This window comes from Pantoea sp. USMM079 (assembly GCF_037153115.1).
GTDB classification, from domain to species: domain Bacteria; phylum Pseudomonadota; class Gammaproteobacteria; order Enterobacterales; family Enterobacteriaceae; genus Pantoea; species Pantoea communis.
This window is the reverse complement of record NZ_JBBCKX010000021.1, coordinates 24,053-42,901: the sequence shown is the minus strand read 5'-3', so window position 1 is coordinate 42,901 and position 18,849 is coordinate 24,053. Positions and strand designations below refer to the sequence as shown.

The following is an 18,849-nucleotide window of genomic DNA, read 5'->3' as shown; positions in this document are numbered from 1 at the left end:
CTGCTCCTTAAAGTCCGTAATCCGCCATATCCGGGCCTACTGGCACAATCCCGTTCGGGTTCAGTGCCTTAATCGAATAGTAGCCCTGCTTGATATGGTCGATGTTCACTGTCTGACGCACACCCGAAACCGCCAGCATACTCTTCAGATAGCGATCGAGCAGCGGATAGTCGCGCAGGCGGCGCAGGTTACATTTGAACAGACCATGATAAGCAACGTCAAAACGCACCAGCGTCACGAACAGCCGAATATCGGCTTCGGTCAGGCGCTCGCCCAGCAGGAAAGTACGGCCATCTTTCAGACGCAGTTCCAGTTCGTCTAACTGGCTGAACACATCATTAAACGCTTGCTGATAGCTCACCTGCGTGGTGGCAAAGCCGGTACGATACACGCCGTTGTTGAGACGTGGATAGATCGATGCGTTGATCGCGTCGATCTCAGCGCGCAGATCTTCTGGATACAGATCGAGGCTGTTGTCTGCCAGATCGCCAAACCCGCTGTTCAGCATACGCAGGATGTCAGCAGATTCGTTGTTCACGATGGTCTGCGTCTTTTTATCCCACAGTACCGGCACCGTGGCGCGGCCAGTAAAGTCAGCATCGGCGCGGGTATAGAGTTCGTGGATGTACTCGGCTTTGTTAAGCCAGTCACGATCAGCACCCGGATAGTCACCGAAGTGCCAGCCCTGCGCACCCAGCTGCGGCTCGACCACCGAGACGCTGATCACTTTCTCCAGTCCTTTCAGGCTGCGTGCTACCAGTGTGCGTGATGCCCATGGGCAGATCAGTGCCACATACAGATGATAGCGGTCCGGCTCGGCGGCAAATTCGCTGGAGCCATCTGCGGTGATCCAGTGGCGAAAACTGGACGTCTGACGGACAAATCCGCCCTGTTTATCGGTGGCTTGAACCGGGTGCCACTCTGCGCTCCACTTACCGTTAACCAACATATGCTCGACTCCTCTCTGGTGATGGAGTGAGCATATCGCGCTGCTGGTTGGGTGATAATCCGGGCAAAATGGCTTTCATTGCTTCCAAATTGGAAGGAATCAGCCGGGAGGATGCTGCTGGAAATGATCGGCGAGGAAATCAATCAGTAAGCGGGTTTTCTGCGCCAGATGGCGGGCGGGGGGATAGAGTGCAAACAGGCCCATCGGCGGCGTGGCGAAGTTATCCAGTAGCGAGATGATCTCGCCGCGTTGTAGCGCAGGTGCGGCAATAAAACCCGGTAAACGTGCGATACCCAATCCGGCGATGGCTGCTTGTAAACAGGCTTCGGTATTGGAGAAACACAGGCGGCCGCGAATCGGCATGGAAACGCTGTCGCCACAGGGCGTCACAAACGGCCAGTGCCAGGGATCGCGGAAATTGGTGTCGCTGATACACTGATGTGCAGCCAGATCGCGCCAGTGCTGCGGCGTGCCTTGTTGCAGCAGATAGCCCGGCGAAGCCGCTACGCGAATCGGCACATCGCCCAAACGACGTGCAATCAGGCTACTGTCATCTAATTTACCAATGCGAATCGCCATATCGAAGCCTTCATCGACGATGTTCACTGCACGATCGGAGAAGTTAACGTCCAGTTCAATCAACGGATAGTGACGCGCAAATGCGACCAATATGCTGGCGAGCACCGCCGTACCAAAGGTACCAGGTGCACTGATTTTTAAGCGGCCCGTTGGCGTGGTGGCATTTTCGCGTACCGTGGCATCCAGCGTGTCGAAAGCATCCAGCAGGGTTTTCACCCGCTCATAATAGGCGCGACCCACTTCAGTGGCTGAGAGTGCACGCGTGCTGCGCTTGAACAACTGCACGCCGAGTTCCTGCTCCAGCCGGGAAACCAGCTTGGAGGCCTGCCCGCTGCTGGTGCCCAGTCGCTCGGCCGCCCCGGCAAAGCTGCCCACTTCCAGCACCGCGACAAACATGCGGTCACAATCGAGACGATCCATGGCGGTTCCTGAACAGCGAAAAAGGTGAGTATACACCGAGGGTCGTCTTCACATTCAGTGCGCCCCCTCTTTTCCCCTGCGACAAAACCTGTTGAACTAGCTGTTCGCCTTAAGCTGGCCGGGAGCCATGCATGTCTTTGCTTCACCTGTCATCGCTGGCGGAGATTTCCGCCCTCGAATGGGATGCGCTGTTACCTGACGATCAACCGTTTTTACGCCATGCCTTTCTTCTCACGCTGGAAGAGAGCGGCAGCGTGCGGCCGGAAAACGGCTGGCAGCCGGATCACTTGCTGTGGCGTGAAAAGGGCGTGCTGAGCGCCGCGCTGCCGGGCTATCGCAAACGCAATTCGCAAGGTGAATACGTCTTTGATCACGCGTGGGCTGATGCCTGTCACCGCGCTGGCATTCCATACTATCCAAAATGGCTGGGGGCGATTCCGTTTAGTCCAGTTACCGGCGCCCGATTACTGGGTGAGGAAGCGGCCATCAGCCAACTGCTGGCGGCGCTGCCTGACGAACTGCTGCAAAACGGCCTGAGTGGCGCGCACATCAATTTCACCACGCCGTTTGCCAACGATGTGATGGAGCAGCAGCCCGACTGGCTGGCGCGTCTCGGCATCCAGTATCACTGGCACAACAAAGGCTACCGCGATTTTCAGGATTTCCTCGACACGCTGATGTCACGCAAACGCAAACAGCTGCGTAAAGAGCGCGAACAGGTGGCGAGCAGTGGCTTTGAGTTCAACTGGTATCGTGGTGACGAACTCAGCGAAGATCAGTGGGATTTTGTCTACACCTGTTACGCCAATACCTATGCGGTGCGCGGGCAGCGTCCTTATCTCACGCGGCAATTCTTCAGCCTGCTGGCCGAACGCATGCCGCGATCGATTCGCGTGGTGATCGCCACGCTGCAGGGCCATCCGGCCGCCATGGCGTTCTATCTGGTGGATGGCAACTCGCTGTACGGGCGTTACTGGGGCTGCCTGGCGGAGTTTGATCGCCTGCACTTTGAAACCTGCTTCTATCAGGGCATGGATTTCGCCATTGCCGAGGGATTACAGCGTTTTGATGCGGGCGCGCAAGGCGAGCACAAACTGGTGCGCGGCTTCGAACCGCAAATCACCCACTCATGGCACTACCTTTGCCATCCGGGGCTGCGCGAAGCCGTAGAAGAATATTTAGTGCAGGAGCGGGCCGGGATCCGCGCCTATGCCATTGAAGCGCGCGAAGCCCTGCCATATCGACGCGGCGATTAATCTTCGCCGACAAAGCCACCGGTCTGATGCTGCCACAGGCGCGCGTAAAGTCCATTGTGCGCCAGCAGTTCGCGGTGGTTGCCCATCTCAACAATCTCACCTTTATCCAGCACCACCAGTCGGTCCATTTTGGCGATAGTGGAAAGGCGGTGCGCGATGGCAATCACCGTTTTGCCCTGCATCAGCGTTTCCAGGCTCTCCTGAATCGCCGCTTCGACTTCGGAATCGAGGGCGGAAGTGGCCTCATCCATGATCAGAATCGGCGCATCTTTCAGTAGCACACGGGCAATGGCGATACGCTGGCGCTGGCCGCCGGAGAGTTTCACCCCGCGCTCACCCACATGTGCATCCAGCCCGGTGCGGCCCTGTGGATCGGACAGCAGCGGAATGAACTCATCGGCGCGGGCGCGGATAATCGCCGCCTGCAGCTCGTCTTCGGTGGCGTTTGGGCGCCCGTACAGCAGGTTTTCACGAATCGAACGGTGCAGCAGCGACGTGTCTTGAGTGATCATGCCAATCTGGCCGCGCAGGCTCTCCTGCGTGACTTCGGCGATGTTGTGATCGTCAATCAGGATGCGCCCGCCGTTGATGTCATACAGCCGCAGCAGCAGGTTCACCATTGTCGATTTACCGGCACCGGATGGCCCAATCAGGCCGATTTTTTCACCCGGTTTGATATTCAGGTTGAGGCGATTGATCACCTGGCGGCTGCCGCCGTAATCAAAGCGCACATCTTCAAAGCGGATCTGACCCTGCGTTACCTGCAGGTTTTTCGCCTGCGGCTCATCCTGTACGCTGAGCGGCTGCGCGATGGTGTTCAATCCATCCTGCACCATGCCGATATTTTCAAAGATGCCGTTCACCACCCACATGATCCAGCCGGACATGTTCACTAAGCGGATCACCAGACCGGTGGCCAACGCAATCGCACCGACGCTAATCAGCGACTGGCTCCACAGCCACAATGCCAGGCCAGAAGTGCTGACAATCAGCAGACCATTCAGCGTCGACAGCGTGATATCCATGGTGGTGACCATGCGGCTGGCGTGCTGGGTTTTGTCGGTCTGTTCCTGAATCGCTTCGCGCGCGTAGCGTTTTTCCAGATCGTTGTGCGCGAACAGTTTGATGGTGGCGATATTGGTATAGCCATCGACGATGGTACCCATCAGTTTGGAACGCGCTTCGGAAGAGACCACCGAACGCTGCTTCACGCGCGGCACAAAAAATCTCAGCGAGACGCTATACGCCACAATCCAGATAATCAGTGGAATCATCAGGCGCCAGTCGGCTTCGGCGAACAGTACCAGCGAGGTGACGGCGTAGATCACCACATGCCAGATGGCATCCACTAACTGCACCGCGGAATCGCGCAGGGAGTTACCGGTCTGCATAATGCGCTGGGCGATGCGCCCGGCAAAATCGTTCTGGAAGAAGTTCAGGCTCTGGCGCAGCACGTAGTTGTGATGCTGCCAGCGGATCATGCTGGTCATGCTCGGGTTGATACTCTGATGCACCAGCATATCGTGCAGCGCGATAATCACCGGCCGCAGAATCAGCGCGACAAACCCCATCCATAGCAGCACCTGCCAGTTGTCGGTGAACAGCGTGGCGGGCGTCGAGTGATTGACCAGATCGATGATGCGGCTGAGATAGCTAAACAGCGCCACTTCAATCAGCGCCTGCGCTAATCCCACAATCAGCAGCGCAACAAAGCTCGGCCATACCTGACGCAGATAATAGAGGTAAAACGGCCAGACGCTGGAAGGGGGAGAATCGGTTGGTGCATCCTGGAAAATATTGATAAAACGTTCAAAACGACGATACAACATAAAGTCACTCTTCCGTTTGGTGAGAGTTAACAGCTTAGTGCAAGTGAAAGGGATTACCGACATGGATCTGATCATTCGCGGTCGCGAACCGGCCGATGCGGCTGCTTATCAACGCCTTTACAGCCACCCCGACGTGTATCGCTGGACCACGCAGCTGCCGTTTCCCAGCGTGCAAACCTGGCAGAAAAAATTCGAAAACATGGACGCGGCGGGCTATATCGGTTTCGTGGCCGAGATTGATGGGCAGATGGTGGGCGAGCTGACGCTGTTTGTCGAACAGCGCCCGCGTACGCGTCACAGCATCAGTTTTGGTATCAGCGTCGATCCAGCGTTTGGCGGGCGGGGTATCGGTGAGAAACTGATTCGCAACGCCATCGACTATGCCTTTAACTGGCTCGGTGTGGTGCGTATTGAGCTGGAAGCGTTTCATGACAACGCCCGTGCGATACGGTTGTACCAGCGCCTCGGCTTTGAGCAAGAGGGCGTGAAGCGTAAAGCCTGCCTGCGTGAGGGGGAGTATCACGACATCGTGGTCATGGCGAAACTGCGGGAGTAATCGTGGATTGTGCAATACATTGCGCCGTCGCAGGACGGCGCGGTTTATCGCGCGGTATTGGCCTTATTTACTGACTCTTCTCCACGTACTTCTGCATATTCTTTTTGGTCACCAGTTCAAACGGGATCCACACGTGTGAATCCACTTTCTCGCCTTTCATCAGCTTCTGCGCCACATCCACCGAGGCTTTGCCCTGACCAATCGCATCCTGGAACACGGTGACCTGCATTTTGTCCTGCGCCATGGCTTTCAGGCCATCCGGCGTGGCATCAATCCCACCCACCAGAATCTTCTTGTTGCTCTTCGCCAGCGCCATTGCGGCACCGATTGCCATTTCATCGTTGTTAGCGGCAACGATATCAATCGCTTCGCCGTTGCCAATCCAGTTGAGCATCAAATCCATGCCTTCGTTACGTGCATAGTTCGCTGGCTGCTTCTGCACCACTTTCATGCCCGGATATTTCGCCACCACCTGCTCGACATCTTTGGTGCGTTGCAGTGCGCCTGCGTCGGTCAGATTGCCGATCATGATTGCCACATTGCCTTTGTAGTTGGCCATTTTCGCCAGCGCTTCCATTTGCAAGGTACCCGATTCGCGCTCGTCTGAACCGACAAACACCACGCCGGACGGCAGCGATTTGTCGCCTGGTGTGCGGTTAACATATACCAGCGGGATTTTCGCCTGCTGCGCCAGTTTGGTCAGCTGCGGTGTGCTGGCGGAATCCACCGGATCGACGATGATGGCGTCGACGCCCGCCCCGATAAAGCTCTGCACCTGATCGGTCTGACGGCCAACGTCGCCGCGCGCATCTTCAAATTGCACATCGAGCCCGCGCGCTTTGGCCTCTTTATCAATCGACTGGCGAATAATGGTTAAAAAGTTCTGATCGAAATACGCCATTGATACGCCGATCTTTTCTGCCAACGCCGAGGCAGAGCTGGACAGCAGGCCAAGCAACAGTATCGCCTTGAGGGTTTTCATCGCGGACTCCAGGGTAAGCTTGTTATTAGAATGAATGTTTCAATGAGAGTTAAAATGGCTCAATGAAATCATTTTCAGACTACGAGGCGGTAAGGACCCTGACAATCAACATGTATGGATTTTGCAGCTAAGCGCACATTTTGCTCGCGGGTGCATCATGCTGGCGGCCTCCTATGACGAGCGGGCAAATGATGGTTTGCAGCCTCATAGTGATGTTGCGAAGGTTTTTCTCAGAGCTGGCGCACATTCCGGTGCAAAAGCATCGGCTTCTTTAAGGTTCTGTGCAGCGCCGCACCCTGCTTTGTGGCAGATGCCAAAACCAGCGCAAAAAAGCCGCGCGGATTCCTCCATTCGCACAATGACCACCTCGCATCTGGCTCTCTATAGTTGCTGAACAGTGAAATTTAAGCGGTATTCCTGAACATCATCGCTTCGGAGCAGGACGCTCCTTCATCAAGGGGTTCAGCCATGTTACTAAGCAAAAACCGCAATGAGAACAGTCATGTGCGTATTTGGATCCTCTGTTTGATCCTGTTCCTGTCCGTGGTGGCCTATGCCGATCGCTCGATCCTGTCGATCTCTGGATCGGCGATCAAAGAGGAATTCGGTTTATCAGCGATCCAGCTGGGCCTGATCCTCTCGGCATTCAGCTGGGCTTATGTGATCGGCCAGATCCCCGGTGGGATTTTCCTTGACCGCTTCGGTACGAAAAAAGTCTATGGCATGACGTTAGCGCTGTGGTCGGTTTCGACCATTTTAATGGGCTTTATTGGCGAGTTTTCCAACGGCATGACCATGGCGCTGACGCTGATGTTTGCACTGCGTTTTGCCCTCGGACTGATTGAAGCACCGAGTTTTCCGGCCAACGCGCGTGCGGTGATCATGTGGTTCCCCGGTGCCGAACGCGGTCGTGCTTCGTCGCTGTTTGCCTCGGCGCAGTACTTCGCCGTTGCCATCTTCTCACCGCTGTCCGGCTGGCTGGTATCCCGCTTCGGCTGGGAGTGGCCATTCTTTGTGCTGGGCGGTATTGGCGTGCTGGCGGTGTTTGTGTGGGCTTGGTATATGCGCAGCCCGAAACAGCATCCGCATGTGTCAGCCGCAGAGCTGAAATACATTGAGGAGGGCGGTGCGCTGGTGGATATCGATTCAGCACAAACGCTCAAAGCACGTCCACCCTTGAGCAAAGCGATGTTTAAAACCTTGCTCAGCAATCGCATGCTGTGGTGCGCCTATATCGGGCAATACTGCATCATTGCGCTCAGCTACTTCTTTATCACCTGGTTCCCGATTTACCTGGTGCAGGCACGCGGCATGAACATCATGGAAGCGGGCTTTGCCACCATCGCCCCGGCGCTGTTTGGTTTCCTGGGCGGCATCAGCGGCGGTTACATCTCTGACAAGTTGCTGGCTAACGGCTGGAGCCTGTCGTGGGCGCGTAAAACGCCGTATATCGTCGGCATGCTGATGGCCGCCTCGCTGATTCTGGCTGCGGTGATCCCGACCAATGCCGGCATTATCGCCATTATGTCGTTTGCCTTCTTCGGGAAAGGCGTGGCGGCGGGCGCGGGTACCTGGACGATTGTCAGTGATACCGCACCGAAAGAAGCAGTAGGTCTGGCGGGCGCGATCTTCAATGGCATCGGCAATATGGCCGGATTTATCACGCCACTGCTGTTCGGCATCATCGTCGGTCTGACCGGCAGCTACAGTATTGGATTGGTGTTCGTTGGCGCGCACTGCATCGTCGCGGCGCTGCTGTTCCTGCTGGTGATGGGCCCGATTGAACGCGTCGGTGACGAGCAGGATTCGTCTGCAACATCCTTCGAAAATCAGGGGAAACAAGATGGGATTAAAGCCGTTTAACGTATTGCTAAAAGGGCCGCTGTTGCCGCAGCGGCTGCAGGATAATCTGGATGCGCACTTCACCACTTCGCGCTTGTGGCAACAGGAGGATCAGGCGGCGTGGCTGGCAGAGCACGGTGCCAGTATTGGTGCGCTGGTGACCAGCGGCAATGCGTTGATGGGAGCAAGTGCTGAGCTACTGGCGCAGTTGCCCAATCTGAAGGTGATTTGCAGTAACGGCGTGGGCTATGACGCGATAGACATTGCTGCCGCCGAAGCGCGTGGCATTGTGGTGACCAACACGCCAGGCGTTTTAAACAGCTGTGTGGCGGATACCGGCATGGCGCTGCTGCTGGATGTGGCGCGCCACATCAGCGCATCGGATCGTTATGTGCGCGCCGGTAACTGGCAAGCGAAAGGGCGCTATCCGTTGACCACCAAAGTAGGCGGTAAAGTGTGCGGGATTGTCGGGCTGGGCGGGATTGGTAAGGAGCTGGCCAAGCGCGCTCAGGCGTTTGATATGGATGTGCATTTTTACAACCCGCGTTCACGCCCGGATGTGCCTTACACGCGCCACGATTCGCTGTTATCACTGGCAAAGCAGGCTGATTTTTTGGTGCTGACCCTACCCGGCGGTGCCGCCACACATCATCTGGTGAATGCTGAAGTGTTACGTGCGCTGGGGCCGAAGGGCTTTTTAATCAACATTGCGCGCGGCAGTGTGGTGGATGAGCAGGCGTTGATTGCGGCGCTCGAAGCCGGTGAGATTGCGGGTGCCGGTCTGGATGTGTGCGAGCATGAACCGGCGGTGCCTGCCGAATTGCTGAAGCGTGATGATGTGGTGATCACCCCGCATCTCGCCAGCAGCACCCATGAAACCATGGCGGCGATGGCAGATTTGGTGTTTGAAAACCTGCTGGCGTTTTCGCAAGGCGAAGCGGTGTTAACGCGGGTGGTGTAGTTTCTATACGGGAAAACGTAGCGGCTGAATATGCTAAGCCGCTCACAGTTCTCATGACGTTTTCTTTAATCTCAAAATTATTTTGTAATCCCGCTAGAACATTCTTTATAATGTTAACTATTGCACTTTGATGCTGTGCATTTTGGCGTTAATTTGCCTGCCTGATTTTATTTTCAGGCAGGGAAGCAGATGAAGGGTGCAATTAGACATTTTCGGGATGATTGGCTTGAGCAGTTTTTTATTTATGCCTTGCCGCACAGGTGTCTCCCCAAAACCATTGAATCCGCGCTCGCGCGTAAGCTCGATATCATCAATGCCGCTAAAACGCATCATGATCTGCGATCGCCGCCTGGAAATTGTTTTGAAGCTCTGAAGCCCCCTTTGCTGGGTTATTACTCCATCCGCGTTAATGAGCAATATCGACTCATATTTCGCTGGATGAATGGCGAGGCTAGCGATCTTTATCTCGATCCGCACCGTTACAAAAATCACCGATAACCATTGCATGTGGTTGAAAATCTTCAGCAAAGAGAAAGTAAAAATGAATCAGGCAAAACGTAAACCCACCAGTGTTGGTGATGTGCTGCAGTATGAGTTCCTCGAACCCCTTCACCTCAAAGTGAATGACCTGGCTGAAATGCTGAATGTGCACAGAAACACCGCAAGCGCGATGGTCAATAACAACCGCAAACTGACGACCGAGATGGCATACCGTTTAGCGGCAGTGTTTGATACCAGCGTCGACTTCTGGCTCAACCTGCAGCGTTATCAGGACCAATGGGAGGTTGAAAACGATGCCCGCATGCAAGAAGAATTAAGTCGTGTCACGCCTTTGAGCACTTTTATGGCACAGCGCGGTATTCAGGTTGCCTGAAGAACTCCGGCAAAAGTGCGATGCAGCATTTCGCGACAACGCTGCGCAGTCAGGCGTAGCGCGACGAATTTATTGCGCTAATCCAAATCACTTCCCCTCTCACAGATCGCACAAATCACACCTGAAGATTATTTGCTCAGCTGCCGATACCTCTCCTTACCATCCACTGATATTAAGGAGAGATATCGTGATAAAGCTGATTACCGTTGACGAATTGCGGCAAGGAATGTTCATCCACAAACTGGAGGTTTGGTGGCTCAAGGACAAACGCATTCGCAACCAAATGCTGATCACCGATAAACGCCAGATCGCGATGATCCGCAACGAAGGGATCCAGCAAATCTGGATCGATCTCGATAAGTCGGTGCAGGCACCTGCGAAGCCTGCGCCGAAGAAAGCCATTCCGCAAACCCCATTTTTCCAGGAGCTGGATCAGGCACAAACCATCTTCAATCAGGGCAAGCCACAGGTGCTGGCAATGTTCAACGAGGCGCGTATGGGACAGGGGCTGGACCTCAACTATACGCTGGACCTGGTGGACGACATTGCCGGATCGATTACCCGTGAACCCACTGCGCTGCTCAGCGTGGCGCGGCTGAAAAATCACGACGATTACACCTATCTGCACTCCATGGCGGTGTGCGGGTTGATGATCTCGCTGGGCAAAAAAATGGGGCTCGATGAACACCAGCAGCGGCGCGTGGGCATGGGCGGTTTGCTGCATGATGTCGGTAAATCGGCGGTGCCGCTGGAGATCCTCAACAAACCCGGCAAGCTCACCGACGAGGAGTTCACCATCATGCGCGAGCATCCGATTATCGGTGCACAGATGCTGATGGAGGCTGATGCAGGGGAAGACCTGCTAGATATTGCGCTGCATCACCACGAAAAAGTCGATGGCAGCGGTTACCCCCACAAACTGAAAGGCGAAGAAATTTCGCTGTTTTCTCGTATGGCCGCGGTATGCGATGTCTATGATGCCGTGACCTCTAATCGTCCGTATCGCAAGGGATGGACGCCCGCCGAAGCGATGCACAATATGCTGAGCTGGCGCGGTCACTTCGACAATACGCTGCTGCACGCCTTCGTGCGCACCATCGGCATTTATCCGGTGGGATCGCTGGTGCGGCTGGCTTCCGGACGCGTGGCGCTGGTGGTGCAGGCCGGTGAAAAATCGCTGTTAAAACCCAAAGTGCATGTGTTCTGGTCTTTACACGCGCAACGTGAAGTGAAACCGGAAGAGCTGGATCTCGGGGATTCGTTCTGCACCGACAGTATCACGGGGGCCGAAGACAGTGGCCTGTGGCAGAACATCGACCTCAATCGCATCTGGGCACTGGAAACCGCCTAATTCGACAGCATTTTTATACTTTCTTTACGCCGGATTCCCGCCTTTTTACCCCTTCTTTATGCCGCGCCGCGCATGCTTGCAGCACTACCTAATCCTCTGGAGGTTGCTGTGAGCGTGGGCGTGATTGCCGGCATCGTGCTGGTGTTTATCTTGTTGGGCTACCTGATCTATGCCCTGCTTAATGCGGAGGCATTCTGATGGCTGCGAATGCGTTTTTACTGATTGCGGTCTATCTGCTGGTGCTAATGGTGCTGGCACAACCGCTGGGGCGTTTTCTTGCGGTGTTAGTGGCCGACAAGCCGCTGTTGCCGCGTACCGAGCGGGCGCTGTGGCGGCTGGTCGGTGTGGAGAGTGGCGCGATGCGCTGGCCGCACTATCTGCTGGCGATCCTGCTGTTCAACGCGCTGGGGTTCTTATTATTGCTGGCGATTTTGATGTCGCAGGGGTCGCTGCCGCTCAACCCGCAACACCTGCCTAATCTAAGCTGGGATCTGGCGCTCAACACCGCCGTCAGCTTTGTCACCAACACCAACTGGCAGGCTTACGCGGGCGAAAGCACGGTGAGCTATTTTAGCCAGATGGCGGGCCTCACGGTGCAAAACTTCCTGTCGGCGGCGACCGGTATTGCGGTGGCTTTTGCGCTGATCCGTGGTTTTGCCAATCGCTCACTGGATACGCTGGGCAACGCCTGGCGCGACCTGACACGCATCACGATGTATGTGCTGCTGCCGATCAGCCTGCTGATAGCGCTGTTCTTTGTTTATCAGGGCAGCATCCAGACGTTTGAGCCTTATCACGCACTCACCACGCTGGAAGGGGCGAAGCAAACGCTGCCACTCGGTCCGGTGGCTTCGCAGGAAGCGATCAAAATGCTCGGCACCAACGGCGGGGGCTTCTTTAACGTCAACTCCGCCCATCCGTTTGAAAACCCGACCGCGCTGACCAACTTTGTGCAGATGCTGAGTATCTTCCTGATCCCGGCGGCGCTGTGCTTCACCTTCGGTCAGCATCTGGGCGACCGCCGTCAGGGCCACATGCTGCTGTGGGCGATGACCATCATGTTTGCGCTGGCGGTGGTTACCGTGATGTGGGCAGAGCTGCGCGGTAATCCGCACTTCCTGGCACTCGGTGCAGACAGCGCCATCAACATGGAAGGCAAAGAGACGCGCTTTGGCATCCTCAACTCCAGCCTGTTTGCGGTGATCACCACCGCAGCCTCGTGCGGTGCGGTGAATGCCATGCATGACTCCTTTACTGCACTGGGCGGCATGGTGCCGATGTGGCTGATGCAGCTGGGTGAAGTGGTGTTCGGCGGCGTCGGTGCTGGGTTGTACGGCATGCTGCTGTTCGTGCTGCTCGGGGTATTTATCGCCGGTCTGATGATTGGTCGCACACCGGAATACATGGGTAAAAAAATCGACGTGTGGGAGATGAAAATGACCGCACTGGCGATTCTGGTGACGCCTACCCTGGTGCTGCTCGGCACTGCACTGGCAATGATGACGGATGCAGGGCGCGCCGGTATGGCGAATCCAGGCATCCACGGCTTCAGCGAAGTGCTGTATGCCGTTTCGTCGGCATCCAATAACAACGGCAGTGCCTTTGCCGGATTGAGCGCCAACACCCCGTTCTGGAACCTGTTGCTGGCCTTCTGCATGTTGGTGGGACGCTTCGGCATCATCATTCCGGTGATGGCGATCGCTGGCTCACTGGCGGCGAAGAAAATCCAGCCGGTGGGCAACGGTACGTTACCGACCCACGGTCCACTGTTTATCGCGCTGCTGATTGGCACCGTATTGCTGGTGGGGGCACTGACCTTTATCCCCGCGCTGGCTCTCGGCCCGGTGGCGGAACATCTGCAATTAATTCAGGGATAACGGAATCATGAGTCGTCAACAACTGGCGCTGTTTGATGCAGCGCTGACGAAAACCGCCGTGCTGGATGCGGTGAAGAAACTCGATCCGCGCGTGCAGTTTCGCAACCCGGTGATGTTCCTGGTGTGGCTGGGCAGCGTGCTGACCTCGCTGCTGGCCATCGGCATGCTGACAGGCCATCTAAGCGGCAACGCCGGGTTTACCGCCGGGGTCGCCATCTGGCTGTGGTTCACGGTGCTGTTTGCTAACTTCGCTGAAGCGCTGGCGGAAGGGCGCAGCAAGGCGCAGGCCAACAGCCTGAAAGGCATCAGTAAAACCAGTGATGCGAAAAAGCTGGCTGAGCCACGTCATGGCGCGCAGTGGCAGCCGTTAGCGGCAGACACCTTGCGTAAAGGCGATGTGGTGCTGGTGGAAGCGGGCGACATCATCCCGTGTGACGGCGAAGTGCTGGAAGGCGGCGCTTCCGTGGATGAGAGTGCGATTACCGGCGAATCGGCGCCGGTGATCCGCGAATTCGGCGGCGACTTCTCATCAGTCACCGGCGGTACGCGCATTCTGTCCGACTGGCTGGTGATCCAGTGCAGCGTCAATCCGGGCGAAACCTTCCTCGATCGCATGATTGCCATGGTCGAAGGTGCCAAACGCCGTAAAACACCGAACGAAATTGCGCTAACCATTTTGCTGGTGTCGCTGACCATCGTGTTCCTGCTGGCGACGGCCACCCTGTGGCCGTTCTCGGCCTACGGCGGCACGCCGGTGAGCGTAACGGTGCTGGTGGCGCTGCTGGTGTGTTTGATTCCGACCACTATCGGCGGCTTGCTGTCGGCGATTGGCGTGGCGGGGATGAGCCGCATGCTCGGTGCTAACGTCATCGCCACCAGCGGTCGTGCGGTGGAAGCAGCGGGCGACGTCGATGTGCTGATGCTGGATAAAACCGGCACCATCACGCTGGGTAACCGCCAGGCGACGCAGTTTATGCCTGCGCCCGGCGTCACCGAGCAGCAGCTGGCGGATGCCGCGCAGCTGGCCTCGCTGGCGGATGAAACCCCGGAAGGGCGCAGCATCGTGGTGCTGGCGAAGCAAAAATTTAACCTGCGCGAACGCGATCTCAGCAGCATGGGCGCGAGTTTTATTCCGTTCTCGGCACAGACGCGCATGAGCGGCGTCAACGTGCAGGATCGTCTGATTCGTAAAGGGGCCGTTGACGCGGTTCGCCGCCATATCGAAGCCAACAACGGCCGTTTCCCGGCAGAAGTCAACGCCAGCGTCGAAGAAGTGGCGCGCGCGGGTGGCACACCACTGGTGGTGGCCGAAGGGGCGCAGGTGCTGGGCGTGGTGGCGCTGAAAGATATCGTCAAAGGCGGCATCAAAGAACGTTTTGCCGAGCTGCGCAAAATGGGCATTAAGACGGTGATGATTACCGGCGATAACCCGCTGACGGCGGCGGCCATCGCGGCAGAAGCGGGCGTGGATGATTTCCTCTCGGAAGCCACACCAGAAGCCAAGCTGGCACTGATTCGTCAGTATCAGGCGGAAGGGCGTTTAGTGGCGATGACCGGCGACGGCACCAACGACGCCCCCGCACTGGCACAGGCGGACGTGGCAGTGGCGATGAACTCGGGCACGCAGGCGGCGAAAGAGGCTGGGAACATGGTCGATCTCGACTCCAACCCCACCAAACTGCTGGAAGTGGTGCACATCGGTAAACAGATGCTGATGACGCGCGGTTCACTGACCACCTTCAGTATCGCCAATGATGTGGCGAAGTACTTTGCCATCATCCCGGCGGCGTTTGCGGCCACCTATCCGCAGCTCAATATGCTCAACGTGATGCACCTGCACTCACCGAACTCAGCGATTCTGTCGGCCGTCATTTTCAACGCGCTGGTGATTGTGTTCCTGATTCCGCTGGCGCTAAAAGGCGTGAGCTACCGTCCGATGAGTGCTGCTGCCCTGTTGCGCCGCAACCTGTGGATTTACGGTGTCGGCGGATTAGTGGTGCCGTTTATCGGTATTAAAGCCATCGACCTGCTGCTGACGCTGTTTGGCCTGGTTTAAGGAGAAGAGAAATGAGTCAGTTACGTCCGGCTATTGTATTGTTAATACTGCTGACGCTGTTAACCGGCGCGGTCTATCCGCTGCTGACCACCGGCTTAGCGCAGTGGTGGTTTCCGTCACAGGCCAACGGTTCGTTGATTGAGCAGGATGGCGCGGAGCGCGGTTCCGATTTGATTGGTCAGGTATTTACGCAGCCCGGCCATTTCTGGGGCCGTCCATCAGCGACCGGCGATGCGCCCTACAACGCATTGGCCTCCAGCGGCAGCAACCTGGCGGCGAGCAATCCGGCATTGGATAAAGCGGTGGCCGAGCGCGTGGCTGCCCTGCGCACCGCCAATCCACAGGCTCCAACTGCGGTACCGGTTGAGCTGGTGACCGCATCGGCGAGTGGGCTCGATCCGGATATTTCACCGGAAGCCGCATTGTGGCAGGCACCGCGTGTGGCGGCAGCGCGCAATATGGCGCTGAAGGATGTGGAAGCGCTGATTGCCCGTAACACTGAGCGTCCGCTGCTGCCGTTTATCGGTGAAGAGACGGTGAACGTGTTGCGGCTGAATATGGCGCTGGATGCGCTGCAGGGATAATTGATTGATAGCGCGATTTATCGCGCTTTTCTCGACGGATAACTGATGAACGATGAAATCACCCGCCCCGATCCCGATGCGCTGTTGCTGAATCACAGCGACAGCCATCGCGGTAAGCTGAAAATCTACTTTGGCGCCTGTGCGGGCGTGGGGAAAACCTTCGCCATGCTGCAGGAGGCTCAGCGTTTACGTGCGCAAGGCCTCGATGTGCTGGCGGGCGTGGTGGAAACCCATGGACGTGAAGAAACCGCTGCGCTGCTCAACGGCCTGGCGGTTTTGCCACGTCGCGCCACCGGGCGTTCACGGCACGCTGAATTCGACCTCGATGCGGCACTGGCGCGTCATCCGGCGGTAATTCTGATGGACGAACTGGCGCACACCAACGTACAGGGTTCGCGTCATCCCAAGCGCTGGCAGGACATCGAGGAGCTGCTGGAAGCGGGCATCGACGTGATCACCACCGTCAACGTGCAGCATCTGGAAAGCCTCAACGATGTGGTTGGTGGCGTGACCGGCATCCAGGTGCGAGAAACCGTCCCCGATCCGTTTTTCGATAGCGCCGATGAGGTGGTGCTGGTGGATCTGCCGCCGGACGATCTGCGTCAGCGGCTGAAAGAGGGCAAAGTCTACGTCGGCGATCGCGCCGAGCGCGCGATTGAAAACTTCTTCCGCAAAGGCAACCTGTTTGCCCTGCGCGAACTGGCACTGCGCCGCACCGCAGACCGCGTGGACGACCAGATGCGTGCCTGGCGCGATCAGCAGGGCCGCGACAAAGTCTGGCACACACGTGACGCTATTTTGCTGTGTATCGGCGACGACACTGGCAGTGAAAAACTGGTGCGCACCGCCGCGCGTTTAGCCGCGCGTCTCGGCAGCGAGTGGCACGCAGTGTATGTAGAAACGCCGCGTCTGAATCGCCTGCCGGAAGCGCGTCGTCGTGCCATTTTACGCACGCTGCAACTGGCCCAAGAGCTGGGTGCGGAAACCGCCACCCTGTCCGATCCCGATGAAGCCCGCGCCGTGCTGCGTTACGCGCGCGAGCATAATCTCGGCAAAATCGTCACCGGTCGTCAGCCGCAACGGCGCTGGCGGCGCGACAGTTTTGCCCAGCGTTTGGGCCAGCTTGGCCCAGACCTCGATTTGCTGGTGGTGGCACTGGACGAACCGGTGCGCGACGCGCCGCATCCGATGGGCGATAAACAGGCCAACAGTGATAAGTGGCGGCTGCATCTGCGCGGCTGCCTGATGGCGATTGCGCTGTGTATTCTGGTGACGATCGTAGGTCGCTGGCTACTGGTGGAGTTCGATCCGGCCAACGGCGTGATGATTTATCTGTTAGCCGTGGTGTTAGTCGCGCTGCGCTTTGGCCGCTGGCCCTCGGTGTTTGCCACGGTGATCAACATCCTGGCTTTTGACCTGTTCTTTGTCGCCCCGACCGGCACCGTGGCGGTATCGGATTTGCAGTATCTGGTGACCTTCGCGGTGATGCTGGCGGTAGGGGTGATCGTCGGGAACCTGACAGCGGGCGTGCGCTATCAGGCTAAAGTCGCGCGCTATCGTGAACAGCGTGCGCGGCATTTGTATGAGATGGCAAAATCGCTCGGCAGCGCGCTCACGCCGCAGGATATCGCCGCCACCAGCCAGCGCGTGATTGATGTCACCTTGCAGGCACGCAGCCAGCTACTGCTGCCGAATGAGCAGGGTGAGTTACAGGTGGTGGGTGAGAGCAGTATTGGTACGCCGCCCGATCTCGGCATCGCCAAATGGAGCTTTAGCAAAGCACAGCCCGCCGGTGCAGGCACCGATACCTTGCCAGCGGTGCCGTATCAAATTCTGCCGTTGAAAAGCGGGAATCACTGCCGTGGACTGTTGGTGGTGGAGCCGGAAAACCTGCGCCAGCTGATGATCCCTGAACAGCAGCGTCTGGTGGAAACCTTCACGGTGTTGATCGCCAACGCGCTGGAACGCATGGCGCTGTCACAGAGTGAAGCGGCGTCTCGTTTGGCGGCAGAGCGTGAACAGCTGCGTAACGCACTGTTATCCGCGTTGTCGCATGACCTGCGCACGCCGCTGACGGTGCTGTTCGGTCAGGCGGAAATGCTGATGCTGGATTTGGCCGGCGATAACTCAAAATATGTCGGCCAGGCTAACCAGATCCGGGAACAAACGTTAAGCACCATTCGGCTGGTGAGCAATATGCTGGATATGGCACGTATTCAGTCTGGTGGACTGAATCTGCGCGAGGAGTGGGTGGCGCTGGATGAAGTGATTGGCGGGGCGCTGAGCAGTATGGGCCCCTCATTGAAAGGACACGATTTTGCACTCGATTTGCCGCCGGAACTGGTGCTGATCAAAGGCGATAGCGCGATGCTGGAGCGGGTGTTCACCAACCTGATCGAGAACAGCCTCAAATATGCCGGCAACGCCGCGCAGCACGGCATTCGCGCCTGGCGTGACAAAGAGCGGCTGGAGATTGCCGTCTGGGACAACGGTCCAGGGATCGCCGAAGAGAATATGACGCGCATTTTCGACAAATTTGCGCGCGGCGATAAGGAGTCGGCGGTGCCGGGTGTCGGGCTCGGTCTGGCGATCAGTAAAACCATTATTGAATCCCATCGCGGGCGTATTTGGGCGGAAAACCGACCGGAAGGGGGCGCAGAGTTTCGCTTGTCACTGCCGCTGCCAGCGGCCCCTGAAATTTCTGAAGAACCGCTGAAATAACTTCACACAAGT

16 protein-coding genes are annotated in these 18,849 nt (G+C 57.1%); 12 read left to right on the top strand and 4 right to left on the bottom strand.

Features of this window, described 5'->3' with window-relative positions; genetic code table 11:
• Positions 1 to 7 precede the first annotated feature (7 nt).
• Positions 8 to 949, bottom strand: coding sequence for a glutathione S-transferase family protein (locus tag WFP70_RS20685; protein ID WP_337024282.1), 942 nt, complete (start codon positions 947 to 949; stop codon positions 8 to 10).
• 99 nt (positions 950 to 1,048) lie between these two features.
• The gene (locus WFP70_RS20680; protein WP_337024283.1) at positions 1,049 to 1,948 is read right to left on the bottom strand and encodes a LysR family transcriptional regulator; all 900 of its coding nucleotides are present in this window, start codon (positions 1,946 to 1,948) and stop codon (positions 1,049 to 1,051) included.
• A 131-nt stretch (positions 1,949 to 2,079) separates the two neighbouring features.
• Here WFP70_RS20680 and WFP70_RS20675 point away from each other — a divergent pair, with 131 nt between their 5' ends.
• Positions 2,080 to 3,204 (top strand): GNAT family N-acetyltransferase, encoded by a 1,125-nt coding sequence (locus WFP70_RS20675; protein WP_337024284.1) that lies wholly within the window; start codon positions 2,080 to 2,082, stop codon positions 3,202 to 3,204.
• Here WFP70_RS20675 and WFP70_RS20670 read toward each other — a convergent pair.
• Entirely contained in the window at positions 3,201 to 5,033 is a 1,833-nt protein-coding gene (locus WFP70_RS20670) for an ABC transporter ATP-binding protein (RefSeq protein WP_337024285.1), read from the bottom strand. The genes WFP70_RS20675 and WFP70_RS20670 overlap by 4 nt on opposite strands.
• Positions 5,034 to 5,094: 61 nt before the next feature.
• Between WFP70_RS20670 and WFP70_RS20665 the strand changes: the two genes are divergently transcribed.
• Positions 5,095 to 5,589 (top strand): GNAT family N-acetyltransferase, encoded by a 495-nt coding sequence (locus WFP70_RS20665; RefSeq protein WP_097119427.1) that lies wholly within the window; start codon positions 5,095 to 5,097, stop codon positions 5,587 to 5,589.
• A gap of 67 nt (positions 5,590 to 5,656) precedes the next feature.
• Here WFP70_RS20665 and WFP70_RS20660 read toward each other — a convergent pair whose 3' ends face one another.
• On the bottom strand, positions 5,657 to 6,571 hold the full coding sequence (locus tag WFP70_RS20660; protein ID WP_337024286.1) for a sugar ABC transporter substrate-binding protein: 915 nt from the start codon (positions 6,569 to 6,571) through the stop codon (positions 5,657 to 5,659).
• Positions 6,572 to 7,039: 468 nt separating this feature from the next.
• Here WFP70_RS20660 and WFP70_RS20655 point away from each other — a divergent pair, with 468 nt between their 5' ends.
• The 10 genes from WFP70_RS20655 (at position 7,040) to kdpD (ending at position 18,837) form a co-directional block, all read left to right on the top strand.
• Complete coding sequence (locus tag WFP70_RS20655) at positions 7,040 to 8,434, top strand: MFS transporter (RefSeq protein WP_337024287.1); 1,395 nt, start codon at positions 7,040 to 7,042, stop codon at positions 8,432 to 8,434.
• The gene (locus tag WFP70_RS20650; RefSeq protein ID WP_337024288.1) at positions 8,415 to 9,374 is read left to right on the top strand and encodes a 2-hydroxyacid dehydrogenase; all 960 of its coding nucleotides are present in this window, start codon (positions 8,415 to 8,417) and stop codon (positions 9,372 to 9,374) included. Before WFP70_RS20655 ends, WFP70_RS20650 begins: the two co-directional genes overlap by 20 nt.
• A 189-nt stretch (positions 9,375 to 9,563) precedes the next feature.
• On the top strand, positions 9,564 to 9,872 hold the full coding sequence (locus tag WFP70_RS20645) for a type II toxin-antitoxin system RelE/ParE family toxin (RefSeq protein WP_182056595.1): 309 nt from the start codon (positions 9,564 to 9,566) through the stop codon (positions 9,870 to 9,872).
• A gap of 43 nt (positions 9,873 to 9,915) precedes the next feature.
• Positions 9,916 to 10,248, top strand: a complete 333-nt coding sequence (locus tag WFP70_RS20640; protein WP_224934437.1) for a HigA family addiction module antitoxin — start codon at positions 9,916 to 9,918, stop codon at positions 10,246 to 10,248.
• A gap of 187 nt (positions 10,249 to 10,435) precedes the next feature.
• Positions 10,436 to 11,599 carry an HD-GYP domain-containing protein gene (locus tag WFP70_RS20635; protein ID WP_337024289.1) on the top strand — a complete coding sequence of 388 codons (1,164 nt, stop codon included), beginning with the start codon at positions 10,436 to 10,438 and terminating at the stop codon, positions 11,597 to 11,599.
• A 108-nt stretch (positions 11,600 to 11,707) separates the two neighbouring features.
• On the top strand, positions 11,708 to 11,797 hold the full coding sequence (gene kdpF / locus WFP70_RS20630) for a K(+)-transporting ATPase subunit F (protein WP_100701897.1): 90 nt from the start codon (positions 11,708 to 11,710) through the stop codon (positions 11,795 to 11,797).
• Complete coding sequence (kdpA, locus tag WFP70_RS20625) at positions 11,797 to 13,476, top strand: potassium-transporting ATPase subunit KdpA (RefSeq protein WP_337024290.1); 1,680 nt, start codon at positions 11,797 to 11,799, stop codon at positions 13,474 to 13,476. Before kdpF ends, kdpA begins: the two co-directional genes overlap by 1 nt.
• A 7-nt stretch (positions 13,477 to 13,483) precedes the next feature.
• Positions 13,484 to 15,532 (top strand): potassium-transporting ATPase subunit KdpB, encoded by a 2,049-nt coding sequence (kdpB, locus tag WFP70_RS20620; protein WP_337024291.1) that lies wholly within the window; start codon positions 13,484 to 13,486, stop codon positions 15,530 to 15,532.
• 11 nt (positions 15,533 to 15,543) lie between these two features.
• On the top strand, positions 15,544 to 16,116 hold the full coding sequence (kdpC, locus tag WFP70_RS20615; RefSeq protein WP_034819833.1) for a potassium-transporting ATPase subunit KdpC: 573 nt from the start codon (positions 15,544 to 15,546) through the stop codon (positions 16,114 to 16,116).
• A gap of 45 nt (positions 16,117 to 16,161) precedes the next feature.
• Positions 16,162 to 18,837, top strand: coding sequence for a two-component system sensor histidine kinase KdpD (kdpD, locus tag WFP70_RS20610; protein ID WP_337024292.1), 2,676 nt, complete (start codon positions 16,162 to 16,164; stop codon positions 18,835 to 18,837).
• Positions 18,838 to 18,849: the final 12 nt, after the last annotated feature.

What these genes read in the sequence shown, in the direction of transcription:
- WFP70_RS20675 (WP_337024284.1), top strand. Translation starts at nt 2,080, where the DNA reads ATGTCTTTGCTTCACCTGTCATCGCTGGCGGAGATTTCCGCCCTCGAA.
- WFP70_RS20660 (WP_337024286.1), bottom strand. Translation starts at nt 6,571, where the DNA reads ATGAAAACCCTCAAGGCGATACTGTTGCTTGGCCTGCTGTCCAGCTCT.
- kdpC (WP_034819833.1), top strand. Translation starts at nt 15,544, where the DNA reads ATGAGTCAGTTACGTCCGGCTATTGTATTGTTAATACTGCTGACGCTG.
- kdpA (WP_337024290.1), top strand. Translation starts at nt 11,797, where the DNA reads ATGGCTGCGAATGCGTTTTTACTGATTGCGGTCTATCTGCTGGTGCTA.
- WFP70_RS20640 (WP_224934437.1), top strand. Translation starts at nt 9,916, where the DNA reads ATGAATCAGGCAAAACGTAAACCCACCAGTGTTGGTGATGTGCTGCAG.
- WFP70_RS20670 (WP_337024285.1), bottom strand. Translation starts at nt 5,033, where the DNA reads ATGTTGTATCGTCGTTTTGAACGTTTTATCAATATTTTCCAGGATGCA.
- WFP70_RS20665 (WP_097119427.1), top strand. Translation starts at nt 5,095, where the DNA reads ATGGATCTGATCATTCGCGGTCGCGAACCGGCCGATGCGGCTGCTTAT.
- kdpD (WP_337024292.1), top strand. Translation starts at nt 16,162, where the DNA reads ATGAACGATGAAATCACCCGCCCCGATCCCGATGCGCTGTTGCTGAAT.
- kdpB (WP_337024291.1), top strand. Translation starts at nt 13,484, where the DNA reads ATGAGTCGTCAACAACTGGCGCTGTTTGATGCAGCGCTGACGAAAACC.
- WFP70_RS20685 (WP_337024282.1), bottom strand. Translation starts at nt 949, where the DNA reads ATGTTGGTTAACGGTAAGTGGAGCGCAGAGTGGCACCCGGTTCAAGCC.
- WFP70_RS20680 (WP_337024283.1), bottom strand. Translation starts at nt 1,948, where the DNA reads ATGGATCGTCTCGATTGTGACCGCATGTTTGTCGCGGTGCTGGAAGTG.
- WFP70_RS20650 (WP_337024288.1), top strand. Translation starts at nt 8,415, where the DNA reads ATGGGATTAAAGCCGTTTAACGTATTGCTAAAAGGGCCGCTGTTGCCG.
- WFP70_RS20645 (WP_182056595.1), top strand. Translation starts at nt 9,564, where the DNA reads ATGAAGGGTGCAATTAGACATTTTCGGGATGATTGGCTTGAGCAGTTT.
- WFP70_RS20655 (WP_337024287.1), top strand. Translation starts at nt 7,040, where the DNA reads ATGTTACTAAGCAAAAACCGCAATGAGAACAGTCATGTGCGTATTTGG.